This is a genomic window from Pseudomonas sp. EL_65y_Pfl2_R95 (assembly GCF_963971045.1).
Classification (GTDB): domain Bacteria; phylum Pseudomonadota; class Gammaproteobacteria; order Pseudomonadales; family Pseudomonadaceae; genus Aquipseudomonas.
In genome coordinates this window covers 906,044-925,353 of the sequence record NZ_CAXAOV010000001.1, presented here as the reverse complement: position 1 = coordinate 925,353, position 19,310 = coordinate 906,044, and the positions used below count along the sequence as shown (strand labels likewise).

At 56.1% G+C, this 19,310-nt stretch carries 14 protein-coding genes; 5 read left to right on the top strand and 9 right to left on the bottom strand.

Translation table 11 applies throughout. From position 1 onward, the window contains the following. Window positions 1–169: 169 nt before the first annotated feature. Complete coding sequence (gene gcvP / locus AACY09_RS04355; RefSeq protein ID WP_339486263.1) at window positions 170–3,025, bottom strand: aminomethyl-transferring glycine dehydrogenase; 2,856 nt, start codon at window positions 3,023–3,025, stop codon at window positions 170–172. Between the two features lie 9 nt (window positions 3,026–3,034). Beyond that, window positions 3,035–3,418 (bottom strand): glycine cleavage system protein GcvH, encoded by a 384-nt coding sequence (gene gcvH / locus AACY09_RS04350; RefSeq protein ID WP_339486262.1) that lies wholly within the window; start codon window positions 3,416–3,418, stop codon window positions 3,035–3,037. A gap of 571 nt (window positions 3,419–3,989) precedes the next feature. On the opposite strand from gcvH, the gene AACY09_RS04345 reads away from it, so the two are divergent. The 3 genes from AACY09_RS04345 to AACY09_RS04335 all read left to right on the top strand — a co-directional run bounded on the left by AACY09_RS04345 (window position 3,990) and on the right by AACY09_RS04335 (window position 9,838). After that, entirely contained in the window at window positions 3,990–5,753 is a 1,764-nt protein-coding gene (locus tag AACY09_RS04345) for a DUF1302 domain-containing protein (RefSeq protein WP_339486261.1), read from the top strand. Window positions 5,754–5,781: 28 nt separating this feature from the next. Continuing rightward, complete coding sequence (locus tag AACY09_RS04340; protein ID WP_339486260.1) at window positions 5,782–7,152, top strand: DUF1329 domain-containing protein; 1,371 nt, start codon at window positions 5,782–5,784, stop codon at window positions 7,150–7,152. Window positions 7,153–7,306: 154 nt separating this feature from the next. Continuing rightward, a complete protein-coding gene (locus AACY09_RS04335; protein WP_339486259.1) occupies window positions 7,307–9,838 on the top strand; it encodes a LuxR C-terminal-related transcriptional regulator in 2,532 nt (843 codons plus the stop codon). 7 nt (window positions 9,839–9,845) lie between these two features. Here the strand turns inward: AACY09_RS04335 and AACY09_RS04330 are convergent, their stop codons facing one another. Further along, window positions 9,846–10,649, bottom strand: a complete 804-nt coding sequence (locus AACY09_RS04330; RefSeq protein ID WP_339486258.1) for a SirB1 family protein — start codon at window positions 10,647–10,649, stop codon at window positions 9,846–9,848. 261 nt (window positions 10,650–10,910) lie between these two features. Between AACY09_RS04330 and AACY09_RS04325 the strand changes: the two genes are divergently transcribed. Next, entirely contained in the window at window positions 10,911–11,939 is a 1,029-nt protein-coding gene (locus AACY09_RS04325; protein WP_339486256.1) for a Leu/Phe/Val dehydrogenase, read from the top strand. Between the two features lie 100 nt (window positions 11,940–12,039). Here AACY09_RS04325 and AACY09_RS04320 read toward each other — a convergent pair whose 3' ends face one another. The 5 genes from AACY09_RS04320 to AACY09_RS04300 form a co-directional block, all read right to left on the bottom strand. Then, complete coding sequence (locus tag AACY09_RS04320; RefSeq protein ID WP_339486254.1) at window positions 12,040–13,383, bottom strand: TRAP transporter large permease; 1,344 nt, start codon at window positions 13,381–13,383, stop codon at window positions 12,040–12,042. Then, a complete protein-coding gene (locus tag AACY09_RS04315) occupies window positions 13,376–13,969 on the bottom strand; it encodes a TRAP transporter small permease (protein WP_339486252.1) in 594 nt (197 codons plus the stop codon). The genes AACY09_RS04320 and AACY09_RS04315 overlap by 8 nt, the downstream gene beginning before the upstream one ends. Window positions 13,970–14,097: 128 nt before the next feature. Beyond that, window positions 14,098–15,114, bottom strand: a complete 1,017-nt coding sequence (locus tag AACY09_RS04310) for a TRAP transporter substrate-binding protein (RefSeq protein WP_339486251.1) — start codon at window positions 15,112–15,114, stop codon at window positions 14,098–14,100. Window positions 15,115–15,452: 338 nt separating this feature from the next. Beyond that, window positions 15,453–17,180, bottom strand: coding sequence for a cobaltochelatase CobT-related protein (locus AACY09_RS04305; protein WP_339486249.1), 1,728 nt, complete (start codon window positions 17,178–17,180; stop codon window positions 15,453–15,455). 8 nt (window positions 17,181–17,188) lie between these two features. Then, the gene (locus tag AACY09_RS04300; protein WP_339486248.1) at window positions 17,189–18,184 is read right to left on the bottom strand and encodes a MoxR family ATPase; all 996 of its coding nucleotides are present in this window, start codon (window positions 18,182–18,184) and stop codon (window positions 17,189–17,191) included. Window positions 18,185–18,422: 238 nt separating this feature from the next. Here AACY09_RS04300 and AACY09_RS04295 point away from each other — a divergent pair, with 238 nt between their 5' ends. Beyond that, a complete protein-coding gene (locus tag AACY09_RS04295; protein ID WP_339486247.1) occupies window positions 18,423–18,668 on the top strand; it encodes a hypothetical protein in 246 nt (81 codons plus the stop codon). A gap of 7 nt (window positions 18,669–18,675) precedes the next feature. Here the strand turns inward: AACY09_RS04295 and AACY09_RS04290 are convergent, their stop codons facing one another. Beyond that, on the bottom strand, window positions 18,676–19,035 hold the full coding sequence (locus AACY09_RS04290; protein WP_339486246.1) for a DUF3461 family protein: 360 nt from the start codon (window positions 19,033–19,035) through the stop codon (window positions 18,676–18,678). Window positions 19,036–19,310: the final 275 nt, after the last annotated feature.

Genomic DNA, 19,310 nt, shown 5'->3' with positions numbered 1-19,310 from the left:
CTTGACGCATGACTGAGTGCGGGTTGGCCTTCAGTTGTTGGTTGCCGTCATGGTTGATGCCGGCAATCCACCTGGCGGGTGATTAACCCGCCGGGTTTGAATAAATGGGGCGGTTTAAGGCCCCGTAACAAACGCCCGCAACTGTCGCTGGCGTTTGCTGGGTGCTGCTTTAGGCGTCCTGGTAGGCTTCGATCGACGGGCAAGCGCAAATCAGGTTGCGATCGCCAAACACGTTGTCGACCCGGCCCACTGGCGGCCAGTACTTACCGTCGATAAGCGAGGCAACTGGGTACACCGCCTGCTCACGGCTGTAGCTGTGCGTCCACTCACCGACCAGCTCAAGCGCGGTGTGCGGGGCGTTTTTCAGCGGGTTGTTTTCCTTGTCGAGGTCACCGCGTTCTACTGCGCGAATTTCGTCACGAATGGCGATCATCGCGTCGCAGAAACGATCCAGCTCTTCTTTCGATTCACTTTCAGTCGGCTCGATCATCAAGGTGCCCGCCACCGGGAACGACATGGTCGGCGCGTGGAAACCGAAATCGATCAGGCGCTTGGCCACATCATCAACGCTGATGCCGCTGGCGTCTTTGATTGGGCGAATGTCGAGAATGCACTCGTGGGCAACCAGGCCGTTGGTGCCGCTGTAGAGCACTGGGTAGTGTTCTTCAAGGCGACGGGCGATGTAGTTGGCATTGAGGATTGCCAGCTGCGAAGCACGCTTGAGGCCTTCGCCGCCCATCATGCTGATGTACATCCAGGTGATAGGCAGAATGCTTGCGCTACCAAATGGCGCCGCGCTGACCGCACCTTCTTTACGCGCCATGTTGGCGTGGCCTGGCAGGAACGGAATCAAATGTTCCTTCACGCCGATAGGGCCAACACCTGGGCCACCACCGCCATGCGGGATGCAGAAGGTTTTGTGCAGGTTAAGGTGCGATACGTCGCCGCCGAACTGACCTGGGGCGCAGAGGCCGACCATGGCGTTCATGTTGGCGCCGTCGATGTACACCTGACCGCCGTTGTCGTGGATGATTTGGGCGATCTCGCGGATGCCTTCTTCAAACACGCCGTGGGTCGACGGGTAGGTGATCATCAATGCAGCCAGACGATCCTTGTGTTCGATCGCCTTGGCACGCAGGTCTTCAATGTCGACGTTGCCACGGGCATCGCATGCGGTCACTACAACGCGCATGCCAACCATGCTCGCGGTGGCCGGGTTGGTACCGTGCGCCGATTGCGGGATCAGGCAGATATCGCGCTGATCGTCGCCACGGCTGATGTGGTAGGCGCGAATCGCCAGCAGGCCTGCGTATTCACCTTGTGAGCCGGCGTTTGGCTGCAGCGATACACCGTCATAACCGGTGGCAGCGCAAAGCATCGCTTCCAGTTCGTCGGTCAGTTGCAGGTAACCCTGGCTTTGCTCGGTCGGCGCAAAGGGGTGCAGGTTGCCGAATTCAGCCCAGGTGACCGGGATCATTTCGCTGGCAGCGTTGAGCTTCATGGTGCAAGAGCCCAGCGGGATCATGCTGCGATCCAGCGCCAGGTCTTTGTCAGCCAGCTTGCGCAGGTAGCGCATCAGCTCGGTTTCCGAGTGATAGCGGTTGAATACCGGATGGCTCAAAATGGCCGATTGACGCAGCAATGCTTGTGGCAAGCGAGTCGCCACCGCTTTAGCCAGTTCAGCAAAGCTTGGCAGGCTGTTGCCTGGCTCGGCAAAGACTTCCCACAGGCTTTCAAGCGCGGCTTGATCAGTGGTTTCGTCAAATGAAACGCCAACCCGCTGGGCATCAACCACGCGCAGGTTGATCGACAGCTCGTGTGCATGCTTGTGCAGCGCAGCCGTTTTCTCGCCCGATGCGATGGTCAGGGTGTCGAAGAAGTTTTCTTGCTCGACTGCATAACCCAGCTTCGCCAGACCCTGGGCAAAGATTGCAGTCATCTGATGTACGCGTTTGGCGATGCGGGTCAAGCCTTGTGGGCCGTGATACACCGCATACATGCTGGCGATGTTGGCCAGTAGAACCTGAGCGGTACAGATGTTGCTGGTGGCCTTCTCGCGGCGAATATGTTGCTCGCGCGTTTGCATGGCAAGGCGCAGCGCAGGCTTACCGAAACGGTCAACCGAAACACCGACCAGACGGCCAGGCATGTCACGCTTGAAGGCGTCGCGAGTGGCAAAGTAGGCCGCGTGTGGGCCGCCGAAACCAAGCGGTACACCGAAACGCTGAGCGCTGCCCAAGGCAACGTCTGCACCAAACTCGCCGGGTGGCGTCAGCAGGGTCAGGGCCAGCAGGTCAGCGGCCACTGCAACCAGCGCATTGGCGGCGTGGAAACGCTCAACCAGAGCGCGGTAGTCAAAGATGTCGCCATTGCTCGCCGGGTATTGCAGCAGGGCGCCGAAGTAAGCGCTGGCATCGGTGATCTCGGCTTCATCGCCGACCACAACTTCGATGTCCAGTGGTTCGGCACGGGTGCGCAGTACATCGAGGGTCTGCGGGTGGCAATGCCTGGATGCAAAGAAGCTGTTGCTGGCCTTGTTCTTCGACAAACGCTTGCAGAAGGTCATGGCTTCGGCGGCAGCGGTGGCTTCGTCGAGCAGTGATGCGTTGGCGATTGGCAAGCCAGACAGATCACTGACCAGGGTTTGGAAGTTAAGCAGTGCTTCCAGGCGACCTTGGGAAATTTCTGGCTGATAAGGTGTGTAGGCGGTGTACCAGGCTGGATTTTCCAGCAGGTTGCGCAGGATCGGCGACGGCGTATGGGTGCCGTAATAGCCCTGACCAATAAAGGTCTTGAACTGTTGGTTCTTGGCGGCGATGCCTTTGATCTTGGCCAATGCATCGGCTTCGCTCAGGCCTGGCGTCTGGCCCAGTACGCTGGTGCCTTTGATGCTTTCAGGGATAACGCTGGCGCTGAGTGCATCGAGCGAGTCAAAGCCAAGTTGCTGGAGCATGGCGTCAACATCAGCGTCGCGCGGGCCGATATGACGGGCGATAAATTCGTTTTCAGTGGTCAGGTCAGTCATCAGCTAGCCTCAGGCGTCAGCGTTGGCGTTAAGCAGGCGGTCGTAAGCCGCCTGGTCGAGCAGGTCATTGATGGCGCTTGGGTTGGCCGGACGGAAACGGAAGAACCAGCCTTTACCCAGCGGGTCTTCGTTGACCAGTTCAGGACTGGCTTCGAGGTCGCTATTGATTTCAACCACTTCACCGTCAAGCGGCATGGTGATGTTGCTGGCGGCTTTAACCGATTCCAGCACCGCGACTTCGGCTTCAGCGCTGTAGCTTTGCGCGTCCGGCAATTGAACGAATACCACGTCACCCAGTGCTTCTTGGGCAAAGGCGGTGATGCCAACGGTTACCAGGCCATCTGCTTCTTGACGCAGCCATTCGTGCTCGACGGTAAAACGCAATTCGCTCATGTGAACTCCTCAAGTGACAGTCTCGCCCGTTTCTGTTGCAGGCGATGATTCAAATGCCCGCAGTCGGCGAGCGTGTTGTGAAAATTGTCTGCAAGGTGAGTGCCATTGATAAATTAATCAATAAAATCAATGACTTGAGAAATTATAAAGAATGCAGTTTTATTCGTTTTGTATTGAAATCAATACACTTCACCCGACCTCGGTTTCGCCAACTTAAGCAAGGCCACTGATGCCGGAAGTCCACCTTCATTGTATCGTATTCAATACGGTGTATTGGTATTGATACGGTCGTGCTCGGCACTAGTCAGAGCAAGGCTTAGGCTGCGCCGAATTGACAGCGTCAGCAGCGGATTTGCCCTGGCCAGGTTAAGTGCCCTGTGGGGGCGTGCATTATTCAGTCATTCAATAACACACCATTGTGCCGGCCGATCTACGTCCTGAAACCTCGAATTGGCGGGGGGATTCACTCTTTCGGCTGACATTCAAAATACCTCTTTCGGGCGCTTATCGCTCGGGGTCGCTCTGGTTAGGTTGGCGGCAACACTCAACACATCGCTTTCAGGAGCGTCGCATGACAACAAAAACAAGACATGCATTGTTTCAACCCCGTGCACTGGCAGTAGCCGTTGCGCTCGGTTGCACAGCACAAGCACAAGCGGTGAATTTCACCATGGGACCGATTGAAGGGCAGTTCGATTCTTCACTGTCCGTGGGCGCCAGTTGGGCTACCCGTGATGGCGACAAAGACTTCATCTCAACGGCGATGGGTGGCAATGCATCATCACGGACTTCAGATGATGGCCGGCTGAATTTCAAGAAAGGTGAAACCTTCTCGAAGATCTTCAAGGGCATTCATGACCTTGAGTTGAAGTACGGCGACACCGGTATTTTTGTCCGCGGTAAATACTGGTACGACTTCGAAACCAAGGATGAAAGCCGCCTGTTCTATGACATTGACGACCATAACCGCAAACAAGCGGCGCAGTCGTCAGGGGCCGAGATTCTCGATGCCTTTATCTACCACAATTACACCATTGGCGATTTGCCTGGCAGCGTGCGTGCCGGTAAGCAGGTTGTCAGTTGGGGTGAAAGTACCTTTATTCAAAACTCGATCAACTCAATCAATCCGATCGATGCGGCAGCCTTTCGCCGTCCGGGTGCAGAAATCAAGGAGGGTTTGATTCCGGTCAACATGCTCTATGTTTCGCAAAGCCTGACCGACAACGTGAGCATGGAAGCCTTCTACCAACTGGAGTGGGACCAGACGGTTGCGGATAACTGTGGCACGTTCTTCTCGACTTCAGACGTGGTCGCCGATGGTTGTGAGGATCGCTTAGTGGTTGCGGGCCCCGACTTACCGGTGGGTGAGTCGACCAACTCTTTTGTCGATAACGCTTACATTCCCCGTGCCGGTGACCGCGATGCGCGCGACAGTGGCCAGTATGGTTTAGCCCTGCGCTGGTTTGCCGAATCACTGAACGACACTGAGTTTGGCCTGTACACCATGAATTACCACAGCCGAGGCCCAGTGTTCAGCACCATTCGCACCACCTCACCCAGCGCTGCATTTATCCCGGGGGCCCCTGATGCGCGTTACTTTATCGAGTACCCGGAAGATATTCGCCTATACGGTTTGAGCTTCGCCACGAATGTGGATGGCACCGCCGTTTCGGGTGAGTTGAGCTACCGGCCAAATATGCCGCTGCAAATCAACTCCACCGATATGTCCTTTGGCGCATTGGGCTTGCCGTTCTCACCAATCTTCGTTTCCGGCGAGTCGCAGAACGTATCTTCCGCAGATCTTCATGGTTATGAGCGCCGTGAAGTGACTCAGGCGCAGATTAGTGCTGTGCAATTTATCGACCGGGTGCTGGGGGCAAGCCGCCTGACACTGGTGGGTGAAGTGGGCTACAACTACATCAGTGGCATCAGCGATGACGTCGGTGATGTGCGCTTCGGCCGTGACCCCATTTTTGGTGCCGGCGAGTTCACCGCACCGGGTGTTTGTGAAGCCTTCAATGCCGCCAACCCCGACGAGTGCAATGACGATGGTTTCTACACTTCGAGTTCATGGGGCTATCGTTTGCGCGCCAGTGCCGATTACAACAACGTATTCGCCGGTATCAACCTGACCCCGAGCTTGGCCTGGTCCCATGACGTCAGTGGTTATGGGCCCAACTTTACCGAGGGCAGCAAGGCGATCAGCGTCGGCTTGAACGCCGAATACCAGAATACCTATAACGCCAGCCTCAGTTACACCGACTTCTTCGGTGGCGACTACAACGTGATTACCGACCGTGATTTCGTTGCTCTGAGCTTTGGCGTGAACTTCTGATCAACGATAACCAAAGGATCCGTAATCGATGAAAAACACAAGAATCCTATCAGCAGGCGCGTTGTTCCTGACACTGCTGGCAAGCAGTGTGATGGCCGCCGTGTCTGAGCAGGAAGCTGCCCAGTTAGGTGCAAGCTTGACCCCGCTAGGCGGGGAAAAAGCCGGCAACGCCGAGGGCACCATTCCGGCATGGGATGGTGGTTTGCCGAAAACAGCAGGCAGCGTGGATGCTGCAGGTTTTATCAGTGACCCCTTTGCTGACGAGAAGCCGTTGTTCGTCATTACAGCGAGTAACTTTGAACAGTACAAAGACAAGTTGTCTGCGGGGCAGCAGGCGATGTTCAAGCGTTATCCGCAAACCTACAGGATGCCGGTGTACACCACCCACCGCACCGCAGGCGCACCGCCTGAAATTTACGCTGCCGCTAAGAAAAGTGCGCTCAATACCGTCGGTGTCGATGGCGGTAATGGCCTGCAAAACTTCAGTGACAGCCGCTACTACGCTTTCCCTATCCCGAAGACCGGAGTCGAGGTGATCTGGAACCATATCACCCGTTACCGCGGGGGTAACGTGCGCCGGCATATTGCTCAGGCAACGCCGCAGGTGAATGGCTCTTATAGCCTGGTCAAGTTCGAGGATGAGGTGGCATTCCCAACCGAACTGGAAGGTTCGGACCCAGCCAAGACCAATAATATCCTGCTTTACTTTAAGCAGCGGGTGACAGCACCGTCGCGCTTGGCCGGTAATGTGTTATTGGTGCACGAGACCATTGATCAGGTTAAAGAGCCGCGACTGGCGTGGATCTATAACGCCGGTCAGCGCCGTGTGCGCCGTGCTCCTCAAGTTGCCTACGATGGTCCAGGCACCGCATCTGATGGCATGCGCACTGCTGACAACTTCGATTTGTTTTCTGGCGCTCCCGATCGTTACGACTGGAAGCTGATCGGCAAGAAGGAAATGTATATTCCCTACAATGCCTACAAGCTTGATTCGCCGAAGCTCAAATATGACGAGATCATCAAAGCCGGGCATATCAACCAGGATCTCACCCGTTATGAGTTGCACCGGGTGTGGGAAGTCGAAGCCACGCTGAAGTCGGGGGAGCGGCATATCTACGCCAAACGCCACTTCTATGTTGATGAAGACAGTTGGGAGATCGCCCTGGTTGATCACTACGACGGTCGCGGCCAACTCTGGCGCGTCGCTGAAGGTCATGCCCAGTATTACTACCCGCGGCAGATGTCAGGCTACACAGTCGAGACGCTGTACGACATCATTGCCGGGCGCTATTTGGTGTTGGGCATGAAAAACGAAGAAAGCACCGCCTACGAGTTTGGTTTCAAATCCAGTGTTGCTGACTACACGCCAGCAGCGCTACGCGCATCCGGGGTGCGCTGATTCAGGTTTCATCTGACTGACTCCATTTTAAGCGGCCTTTTATGGCCGCTTTTTTTATTGCCGGCCATCAGTCGGCTTTATTGAGCTTTCTAACGCGCGAGATAGACGTTAGCGTCCTATGCTATCTGCTCCATAACAATAACCATGAGTGGCTATGAGCGCTTACGCATTCTCCGCTGGCGTGGCACTTCAAGTCTGCGCCAAAACCACATTACCCAAAGTGCCACTTGGGCACGTTATTCGTTCGCGTTTACGGCAACGGCTGTTGGCTGAGAACTGTCGTCTGCGCTTAATGGTGGCGCCGGCAGGTTTCGGTAAGTCGGTACTGCTGGCGGATTGCGCGCGCGAGTGTCCACCCGAGCGCACCGTGATCTGGCTTAATTGTGCCGGTGCGTCCTGGAGTAGCGATGAGCTGTGTCTGCAATTATCCAGCGCGCTGGGCTATTCCCACGACCTCTCGGCTGATCAGCTTTTGCGGGCTATCGCTGCGGAGCGTCGCAAGTTGTGGATCATTCTTGATGATTACGCGCGCGAGCCCAATGAGTTACTGGACAATCACCTCGACCGCTTGATCGGCAGCGCCTCGGATTCTATTGGCTGGTGGTTGACCAGTCGGCGCCGACCTCAGTGCAATCTTCCGAGGTTGCTGCTGGAGGGCGAACTGTTTGAGCTCGGTGGCAACGAGCTGGTGTTCAGTTACGAAGAATTGTGCGAATGGTTGGGCAATATCGATGCGCCACACCTGGCCCATGCCGCGCAATTATTCGAGCTGTGCGCAGGTTGGCCGGCAGCCATGCGCTTGCTACATCTGGCCGCCAGTCATTCGCGCTATGAGAGTCCGCTTGAGCTAAGCAGCAGTTGCAGTGTTTTGCTTGATTATATTGAGCATGAAGTCCTCACGGGGCTGGATGCCGACTTGCGTCAGGCACTGCTGCAATTGGCGCAGCTATCGCATTTTAACGCCGAGTTGTGCGAGCACGTACTGGGTGTGGGTGAGGGCGCGAATTGGCTTCAAGCGCTGCGTATACGCGGCCTGTTTATTCAGCCGATGGACGATCATGGTGATTGGTTCGAGTTGTTTGCACCGCTGGCTGCGCAGCTTCGCCATTGTTCGTCCCGTGCGCCGGCAACTGCTATCCATTTGCATGCCAGCCAATGGTTTGCCGTGAATGGGGATATTCCCTCGGCAGTCGAGCATGCACTCTCGGCGGGTCAACCGGAAGTGGCGGCAAGTTTTCTTGAGCGTTTCACCGAGGAAAACCTGCTCCAGGGAAAAGATATCGGCCTGATATTACGCTGGCGTGAAGATTTGCCAGAAGATTTGCTGATGAGTACTCCGCGTTTGGTGGTCTTGAATGCGTGGATATTACTCCTGGCGGGGCGTCTGGATGAGGCAGGGGAGTGCAGCGCTGCCTTGGCTCGGTTTCAGCCGCAGCCCGAGCCTGAGCGAACCACTGAATTTTTCGCCCAGTGGCAGGCGTTAAAAGGTGTTGAAGCCTGCTCGCGCGTACAGAGTGATCAAGCAATCAAGCATCTGCAGCAGGCGCTCCAGTGGCTGCCGGAAAGTGCCTGGGCGCAAGCGCTTATCTGTCGCTCGGTGCTGACCCAGATCGCGATTGGTGAAGGCCGTCTCGATGAAGCCCAGCAACTGGGCTACGAAGCCCTTAAGCTCGCTCGCAGTTGTGGCAGTGCGGTGTTTGAGGCGTTACTTGAACTGGATCACGCCTTACTGCTTGAGGTGCGTGGCGAGTTTGTTCGAGCCCAGGCGCTATTGGGGCGGGTGCGTGATCAATACCAGCATCAAGCCTTGCGCAAAACCCCGGTATGGGGGCGCATTCATCTGCGGCTCGGGCGCTTGGCTATTCGTCAGCGGCAACTTGATAAGGCGCGCGCACTGTTGCGTACGGCCTTGAATGAAGCCCTGGAGTACGGCGATCCGGGCGCTTTTTACAGTTACCTGGCGATGGCAGAGCTGGCAGCCTCTGAGGATGATATCTCCGGTGCCTTCGCGTTGCTTGCCGAGGCCGAGCGTCTGATGCAGCGCCATCGTGTGGCAGATACCCTGTACCGCGGCGTTTTGCTCTTGGCCAGCAGTCAGCTATGGATATGGCAAGGCCATCGTAAACGTGCGCGGCAGGCGCTTACCCGCGTGCTTGCTTACCACAAGCGTGAGCAGGGCATGTTGCCACCGCAATATTACCCTGAGCTGATCGTTCGTCTGCGCTACTCACTGTTGAATGTTGACCTCGGCGAGGGTGAGGATGTACGTGGGCCTGTGCGGCAAATGCTCGATGAGGTGACCGCGCAGGGACGATTGGCCGTCGCGTGCGAGCTGTGGTCATTATTGGCCCGAGCCTGTGAGGTGATGGACGACACAGCAGGCGAGATGCAGGCCCGTCAGCAGTTGCGTGAGTTGATGGCACGCCTGAACTACCAAGGTTTGTGGTCTCAGCGCGGCGAGGCTGTAGCTGAGGTTGTCAGTGGTCCTGCAGAGAACCTATTGAGCAGCCGCGAGCTTGCAGTGCTGAAGTTGATCGCCCAGGGCTGTTCCAATCAAGAAGTGGCCGATCAACTGTTTATATCGCTGCACACGGTGAAAACCCATGCCCGGCGTATCAACGGTAAGCTCGGCGTGGCACGCCGTACGCAAGCAGTTGCCAGCGCTAAAGCCCAGGGGCTGTTATAGCGCAACCTCAGTGCAGGGGTTGGGCATGGCCCAGCTTGCGCAGGCGCTGGCTGAGGGTAAGCTGCTCGGTGCTGCCGTCGCAGAGCATCAAGGCGCGCTCCACATCAAAACGCTCGCCTTGTGGGCACGCCAGTTGTTGGTAAATATCGGCGCGGGCCAAATGGTCAGCCATGCTGGGAGGGCCGAGTTGTAATACCCGCTCGGCATCTTTGAGTGCTGCCAGGTAATCATTATCCTGTACATGCAAGTGCCGCAGATTGCGCGACATCCGCTGGATAATGCTCTGAGCATTGCAAGGGGCCAAATGTTCCGCTTGCAGCGCTTTGCTGTCACCAAAATAACCTATGAGCAAGGCCCGGCAATCCTGAGTGTATAAGCGCCTGCCACTGCAGGGGTCGAGCAGATGATCGGCACCAACGGCGCGAACGAGAAAGTGTCCCGGAAAACTCACCCCTTGCAGCGCAATGCCCAGACGTTGGGCCAGTTCCAAGGCGATGATCGCCAGTGCCAGAGGCTGTCCTCGACGCCGCCGCATTACCAGGTGCAGCAAACTCGCTTGGGGCCGTAAGGGGGCAGTGTCATCTTCGTGGAAATCCAGGTCGTTCAAACACCGCAGCAAGGGCATTGCCAATTCCGCTGCTGGCAGGTGCGGCAGTCGCGATCGGACCTGATGCAGCAGGTCATTAAGCTGCGCCAGTGTATCCTCGGGCTGCACGCTTGAATCATGCTCAGCCGCAAGCCACAGCGCAGCCTCAAACAATGCAGGCGGGCTTTGTGCAAGACAGGCAAGGCAGCGTTCGCGTGGGCTCATGGCATCCCTCTGATGTGCCATTTGTAACCCTGTTGTGGCGCGGCGTCCAGTCCCTTGCAGTGGAAATGCGCGAGGTCGAGTACGGCTTGTATCGGGCTATTAAACCATCCTGCTTATGCAAACAGAGTAGGGCGCCGCAGCGGCTTATGCTCAGGCTGTCAGTTGTACCAGTAGCGGCTAGCTATACTTGCTTCAGTCCGTAATAGGGGCTGTGACTGTTTCGCTGCAACGCGGCGCATGCAGGCCCATGGGAGCCATATCATGTTTGACATCATGGACGCCGCCCAATTTGAGACCCTGCATGTTGCACAGGACCCGCACACAGGGCTCAAGGCAATTATTGCGATACATAACACCCAGCTGGGACCTGCGTTGGGTGGGTGCCGATTCCTTCCCTATGCCACGACTCAATTGGCGGTGCAGGATGCGCTGCGTCTTGCCCAGGGCATGAGTTATAAAGCAGCGCTGGCGGGCTTGAAACAGGGCGGTGGTAAAGCCGTGATCATGCGACCCGCCCATGTAAATGACCGTTCAGCCCTGTTTGAGGCCTTTGGCCGGCTTATCGAGACATTCAATGGCCGCTACATCACGGCTATGGACAGTGGCACGTCCAGTGCAGACATGGATTGCATTGCCCAGGCCACGCAGCATGTTACCAGTACCACGCAAGCGGGTGACCCATCACCCCACGCAGCAATGGGCGTCTTTGCCGGCATTCGGGCCACGGCCTATGCGCGTCTGGGATCTGATGATCTGGAGGGCTTGCGCGTGGCGATTCAAGGCTTGGGCAATGTCGGCTATGCCTTGGCTGAACAATTACACGCCGCTGGCGCCGAGTTGTTGGTCAGTGATTTGGATTTGGGCAAGGTTGAGCTGGCGATAGAGCAATTTGGCGCCCATCCCGTGGCGAATAGCGAAATACTCAGTGTGCCTTGTGACATTCTCGCGCCCTGTGCCTTGGGCAGTGTGCTTGATGCCCAGGCAGTGGCTAAGTTGCGCTGCTCTGCAGTTGCTGGCGCGGCCAATAACCAACTGGCCAGCCCGGATATTTCCGAAGCCCTTGAAGCCCGAGGCATTCTGTATGCACCAGATTATGTGATTAATGCCGGTGGACTGATTTACGTCGCCCTCAATCACCAAGGTGAAGACTTGTCTTCGGTCACTGCACATTTAGCCAGAATCGCTTCACGCTTGACCGAGATATTTGCCCATGCGCAAGCCGATAAGCGCCCACCCGCGCGGGTGGCGGATGCGCTGGCCGAGCGCCTGTTATACCCCTATCGACCTTAAATCTAGACGCAGCTTTGGTTGCGAGCAGGCTTCATGGCTTTGATCACTCCAAACAAAAATGGCCCTTGAATCGGGCCATTTTTGTTTTCGCTGGGCTCGGTCAATAGCCGAGCATTCTGGGCAGTGTCAGGCTGATTGCCGGGATGCAGGCGATGATAAAGGTGGCAATGGTTAACACTGCAACGAATGGCAGGGCACGCTTGGATATATCCTCGATTGCGGTGCCGGATATCCCGGATGCAATAAACAGGTTTTCGCCCATGGGTGGCGTCATAAAACCAATGCTCAGGCAGCAGATCAGTACGATACCAAAGTGCACCGGGTCAATGCCCAAGGTGTAAGTGATCGGCAAGATTACCGGGGTCAGAATCATGATCGCGGCGAGGGTTTCCATGAACATGCCGACAAATAACAAGAAGCCAATGATCAGTATCCAGATCAGGTAGATGTTATCCGTCAGGCTTAGCATGGAATCTGCCACCACCGCTGGAATTTGATTCTCCACCAATAGCCGACCGAACACCGTGGCCGTGAACAGAATGACCAGTACCCGGCCGGTGATCCATGTGGTGGTTTCCAGTGATTTGAAAATGTCTTTGATCCGCAGTTCTTTGTGGATAAACAGGCCAACAAACAGGGTGTAGAAAATCGCCACAATGGCTGATTCGGTTGGGGTGAACAGGCCTGTGTAGATGCCGCCTAAAATCACGAACGGCGCCAGCATCGACCAGAATCCTTCCCTCATGGCCTTGAATATTTTGCTGGATGACCAGCCTTCCTTGCTGCCGACGTACCCCAGCGATTTGCAGCGAAAGTAGTTCATGATCAGCAGACCACCGGCCAGCATCAGGCCAGGTACCACGCCTGCGATAAACAGCTTGGGAATCGACACAGTGCCGAACGCACCGTATTTCTCCACCGCCGCAGGGGGCGGCAGCATGCCCATGGCCGAAATACCGAATATCACCATGGGAATAGAGGGTGGAATAATGATGCCCAAGCCGCCGGATGATGCCGTGACCGCAGAGGCGTAACCTTTGGCGTAGCCGCGTTTGACCATTGCCGGAATCATCAGCATGCCGACTGCCGCTGTGGTGGCAGGGCCAGAGCCTGAAATGGCGCCGAAGAACAAACAAGCCAGTACTGCTGCAGCCGAGATACCACCGGTGATGGGGCCAGCAAAACTTTCTGCCAGCGCCACAAGACGTCTGGATATGCCTGCCGCCTCCATCAAGGCGCCTGCAAGAATAAATGCCGGCAGGGCCATCAGTGGAAATGAGCCTACCGAGGTGAAGGCTATCTGGACAAACTTGATCGGGTTTTCGCCCAAGTAAAGAAAGGATGCCAAGGCTGAAACGGCCAGCGAGATGCTGATCGGCGTGCCAATGAGCAGCAACAGAATAAATGAGCCAAACAGGATATAAACAATCGTGGTGTCAACCATGGACACGCTCCTGCAAATGGCTTGTTTTAGGGGTGTCTGGTTTGGCTGATGCTACTTGAGAGTCATGGATTATCTTGTCCAGCTCCTGAGTCTCAGGGTCACGAATATCAATACCCTTGACCAGCTTGTAGTAGTTGACCTGAAGTACGCGGATAGTCATCAAGCTGAAGGCGATGGGTAAAATCAGGTAGAGGTACTTCATCGGCACGCCCAGGGTTTGTGACTTCCAGAAGACATTTGCCTTCATGAAGAAAATCACGCTGAGGTAGACGAAGTAGCAGTTGAAGCACACCCAGACCAAATCCGAGAGCGTCTCAAGCGCAGTAGCCATCTTGGCGGGCATCAGTTTGAATTGAAATGTAACCCGATTATGGGCGGCCAGTTTGGCGGCGTAGCTGGCGCCAAAGAAGGCGAACCAGACAAACATGTAGGTCACCAACTCTTCTGTCCAGGACAGCGAGTGATTGAACAGGTTACGGCTGAGAATTTGGGCAAACAGGATAATTACAAAGAGGGCCAGAAGTACCCGGCATATGTAATTCTCCAGGTTGTCGATAATCTTCCAGAAGCGGCTGGCAGGTTTCATAAACACCTTCCTGAACGCGGCTGATGCTTCGCGTTCTACAGCGTGAGCGGTTAGCCATCGATGGGTCTGCGACTCATCGATGGCGATGGCAACGTTCAGATGCCGGTGCAAACCGACAGCCTGCTGACTTAGATGGCGTCGCGGCCCAATGCCTTGAGCACCACGTTAATCTGGTCTTTGCCGCCGAGCTGCTCGTAATACTTTGGCCATACTTTTGACACGGCCAGGTCAATCCACTCTTTCTCACCATCGGCCGGATCGGTGATTTCCATGCCTTTGGCGGTCAACTCTTGCTTGATTTTACCTTCCTGCTCGACCAACCACTTGGCGCTATGCAGCGTGGCTGCTTTGCCCGAGTCGAGAATGATTTGCTGCATTTCCGGCGTTTGCTCCTGAAACATCGACTCACTGACAATCAGTGGCTCGATGGAGAACAGGTAGCGCAGATTGGTGACGTATTTCTGCACCTCGTCAAACTTCATGGCGTTAATGGTCAAGTACGGATTGTCCTGGCCGTCCACCACTTTCAATTGCAAGCCGGTAAAGGTTTCTGACCATGCCATTGGCGTCGGGTTAATACCCCAAGCGCGGTAGGTGTCGATCATGATTTCGTTCTTCGGCACACGAATCTGCAAGCCTGCCAGGTCTGCAACTGTTTTTACGGGTCTTTTCGAGTTGGTCAGCACGCGAAAGCCTGAGTACGCCCAGCCAATGATGCGTACACCGGCATCGCGCACGGTGTTGTCGATCAAGGTTTTACCAATATCGCTCTGGGTCAGGGCGACGGCATCATCGAGGCTTTGGATCATGTAGGGCAATGTTAGAACCCCCACCGAAGGCGAGAAGGGGGTGACGTTGTTGATCGCCAGAATCGAGAAGTCCAGAGTGCCCATCGCAGCGTTGCTCACGGTGTCTTCTTCACTGCCGAGCTGGCCATTGAGAAACAGTTTGGCGTCGTCTTTGCCTTGGGTTCTGGTTTTCAATTCTTCAGCAAATTTGAGGCCCAGTTCGTGTTGGGTGCCACCAGCGCCATCGCCGACAGCAACGCGGAAGGTTTTCGCCTGAGTCAGACTGCTGCCCAAAGCAGTCGCCAGAATGCACAGGGCGAGGGCCAGGGGGCGGGTTAATCCTTTGTTGGTTGTCATAACTGCGTACTCCGTTCTAGTTGTTTTGGATTACGAAAGTGCAGATCAAGCGGCATCACACAGGTGGGTGTGAGCCAAGGACGAGCAATGCTTCACGGGTAAAATGGCTGCAAGTCTGGGTGCTTGCTTCCCGTCAATTACAGGTGACCGAAGCAATAATCCGCCTGTGTTGAAGTGCTGTTTAGGGCCACATTTAACGCCTGTCTGGGGCCAGTTTTTTATGCCCGAATGCGGGGCAAAAAAACAAGTTAAATCAGGTGTTTGCACCAAGATATAGCGGGCATGCGATTGCGCGATTTGCAGGTTGCAGGGAGCCAGATGAGCGCCAATCTGGCAGCTTAGAGAGCGCGGCGCAACAGCTGTAGAATTTCATCGAATACGCGGTTGTCGAAACTGTTCGACAGGTCTAGTTCGAGGCTGTTGCGGTAATAGTTGCTCAGGTCCAGGCCTACGCCCAAGGCATACAGTTCGACCTCGGATTGTTGTTCAATCTGCTGAGCGACATATTTCAAGTGCAGGTCGAGAATGTCACTGGAATTGCTCTGGTGAGTGGCGCTGTCCATCGGGCAGCCATCACTGATGATGATCAGGATGCGCCGTTGCGCCTCGCATTTCAGCAGCCTGCTGCGGGCCCAGAGCAGGGCTTCGCCGTCGACGCTTTCGCGGAATAAGTCAGACTTGAGCAGCGCGGCGATACCCGGGCGTGCCTTGCGCCAAGGGGTGTCGGCGTCCTTGTAGATGCGATGCTCCAGCTCATTCAGGCGTCCTGGGTTGGCGGGTTGTCCTGCTGCGCGCCAGCGCTTGAGGGGTCGGCCACCGTTCCACTGGCCGGTGGTGAAGCCGAGTATTTCGCTCTGCGCGCCTGCAAGTTCCAAGGCACGGCTTAGGGTATCTGCGAGCAACGCGATGGCGTCGATGTGGTTGCGCATGGAACCCGAATTATCAATTAACAGGCAAACTGCACAGTCGCTTTGCGGGCGCTGGCGCTCATGGCGGAAAATTTCCCGATGTTCCGGGCTGATAATCAAGCGACTGAGTCGGCCTGCATCGATTTGCCCGTCTTCTTGGGCAAACGCCCAGCCGTCACGCTGTGGGCGCGCGAGCAGAGCGCTAAGGCGTTTGGCCAGGCGAGGCAGATTGAGGCCTTGAGTTGCCATGCGCTGGTCCATGCGCAGGCGCAATTGTTTTAGCAAATCGTCACGGACCAGGCTGCGGGCAGGTATTTCGCGGTCATAGTCGCGGCAAGATACCTGATAGACGAATGCACCCTGGCTATCACGTGAGTTGCCTGATGCGCTTGCGTTGGCGCTGTCCTCAGACTCGCTGTCGTTATCACTGTCTAGTAACAACGCAAAGGCTAGGTGGGTTTTCTCAGCGATTTGCGAGACGTTGCGCTCGTCGTTGTTGAGCAGTTCAGCGTCAAGTTGATCGAGCAGTTCAACCACTTTGTCGGCAATAAACAGCGCATGTTGGCTATAGGCCAACTGTTGATGACGGCAGCGGCGCAACAGGCCAAAGTGTGCACCGAAATGTCCGAGAAGGCTCAGCCTGGGAGCCTCGATCAACATCTCGGTTTGCTCTGTGGCTCGCCCGCCACAGAGCAGAAACCAGCTCATTTGCGCCAAGGTGTAAAGCATAAGGCCCACATGGCCGTCTGTTTGACCCGAGTCGAGAAACTGTTGGCTCCACTGGGCAAAGCGCTGCATCAGATTACGCCGCACGCCCGGATGCCGATCACTGACCAGCGATTCAACACGCAGCTGCTCGAGCAGCTCAAGGACCAGGCGAGCGATCGGCTGTTCCGGCAGGTACGTCTGCAGCAGGGTTCGGTCGCTATGCTTGAGGCGCAGAGCCAAACTGTCGGCGACACCGCGGTAGGCTGAGAAATCATCGCGTTCAGGGTCGGGGTGCAGGTGCGGTGCGCGAACCGGAACAAACTGTCCGTTGACTTCAAGACGAGCGCCACGGTAACGCAGGCGGCGTTCGCCGGAGAGTGCGCGTAAGCTTGCTGCGCATAATTCTTCCAGCCGCTGTTGCTGCTTCTCACGCCGCGGCGGCTGGTTCATATGTGAGCTCAAGCCAGGGCCAACTGCGGCAGGGCCGATTCTTTAAGCTCATGATCGAAGCAGCGTTGGTAATACTCGGCGACGATGCTGCGCTCGGCTTCGTCGCACTTGTTGAGAAATGACAAACGGAAAGCCAGCGCTGTATCACCGAAGATTTCCGTATTTTCCGCCCATGAAATCACGCAGCGTGGCGACATCAGGGTTGAAAGATCGCCGCAGGCGAATCCCTCACGGGTCAAGCCCGCCACCGCAACCATTGAGGCCAGCAGGCTTGAGTCATACAGCCCAAGCAGTTGGGGAACGCGGGCTGCGACTATGGCTTGTTCTTCTTCGGGCGGCAGGTAGTTAAGGGTGGCAACGATATTCCAGCGATCAAGCTGCGCCTGATTAAGCACCTGGGTGCCGTTGTATAGGCCATTGAGGTTGCCAAGGCCAACGGTATTGGATGTGGCAAACAAGCGAAACTGCGGATGGGGCGTGATCAATTGGTTCTGATCAAGCAGGTTGAGTTTGCCGTCGCGTTCGAGGATGCGCTGAATCACAAACATCACGTCAGGGCGTCCGGCATCGTATTCGTCGAATATCAAGGCCATGGGGCGACGCAGGGCCCAAGGCAGAATCCCTTCCTGAAACTCGGTAACCTGCTTGCCTTCACGCAAGACGATGGCGTCTTTGCCGATCAAGTCGAGGCGGCTGATATGGCCATCCAGATTAACCCGCACGCACGGCCAGTTGAGGCGGGCGGCGATCTGTTCAATGTGGGTGGATTTCCCCGTACCGTGCAACCCCTGCAACATGACGCGCCGGTTGCGGGTAAAGCCGGCGAGCACCGCTTGGGTCACTTCCGGGTTAAAGCGATACGCGCTGTCGATCTCCGGTACTTGATCATCCTGCTTGAGCAACACGGGTACGCGCATGTTGCTGTCGATGCCAAACAGCTCGCGGGCAGAAACTAACTTGGCAGTGGCTGGGCAACTGGCAGATTCAAGTGTCAGGTCGGTCATGCGCGGGGCCTCGATAACAGGAGATTGACCTGATTCTAGAGACGCAGCCGCTGTGGCGAAGGGACCAGTTGGCTGCCCGTTATGCGGCCAACGGGGCTGGAGCAGGCCCAAATACGCTCCAGCATGGGCTTTCCTGGAGCCAATAGCGGCCATGAACTGGCTCTATGGTCTGGCCGTTAACCCGCTAAGGATGGGGCCAGACGCGTGCACACACCTATTGTTTAACGAGGTTTACCTGATGGTCACAGAAACGCTGACGCTGCCAATCAACAGCCAATTGCTTGATCTGTTTAAGCGCTATCAAGCGCATACCCAGGTTACGCCAGAGCAGTACATTGAAGCACTGCTGAGCAAAACCCAGCCGACATTGCAGGCTGTGGTTGAGGCGCTGGACGAGTCGGGCGGCGACTCGGACGCACTGGCTCAGCTGTTTGCCAGCAAGATGGCGCACATGACTAAAACCGCTGAGCCTGTAGAGTCCTGATGTTGATTCAGGCCAGGCACTCGATTTTTTGACTGATATCGGCCATGACTGGCGCTTGGTGCTGCTGATTTGGCGACAGCGGTTGAACTGCAACGGCGGTTAGCTGTTTGAGCTCTGCCAGCGCGCTGCGCAATACCGGGCTGCTGCTCTCCAGCTCGGCGAAGGCTTGACTGTGTCGGCTCTGCCCTGGAATGGCCTGACGTGGACGGGCAAAGGTGAATTTCTGGCTCTCAGAGCGCAGCGCATTGGCTTGGCGATGAAAGTGGATCTTCAGCACCTCGCGGTCCCGTTCGTGGCGCAGGCTAAAGCGTTTAATGGTTTCTGTGGCGTGGATGCCCATCTCTTTCAGGGTCGGGTAGTGCGTCATGGCAGTGGCTCTTCTCAAGTGTCAATAATGTTCGGCTCCATTTAAAAAACGCACAGCAAAGATTCCAACTGGCTTATTCAGCAGCTGGACGTTTGTGGCGCATTGTTATTGTTTTCAGCGGTTGCCACTCTGCAGGCTAGGCGCAAAGCATGCTGCAGATCGGCAAGGGAGACCGCTCTCCTGTGGAGAGTTACACAGAGTTTAAAGTGCTACTGGTTTTAGCCAAGAGCCAGGGTTAGCGCATTGATGGTGCCAGCACGCGATGCTCTATTGGA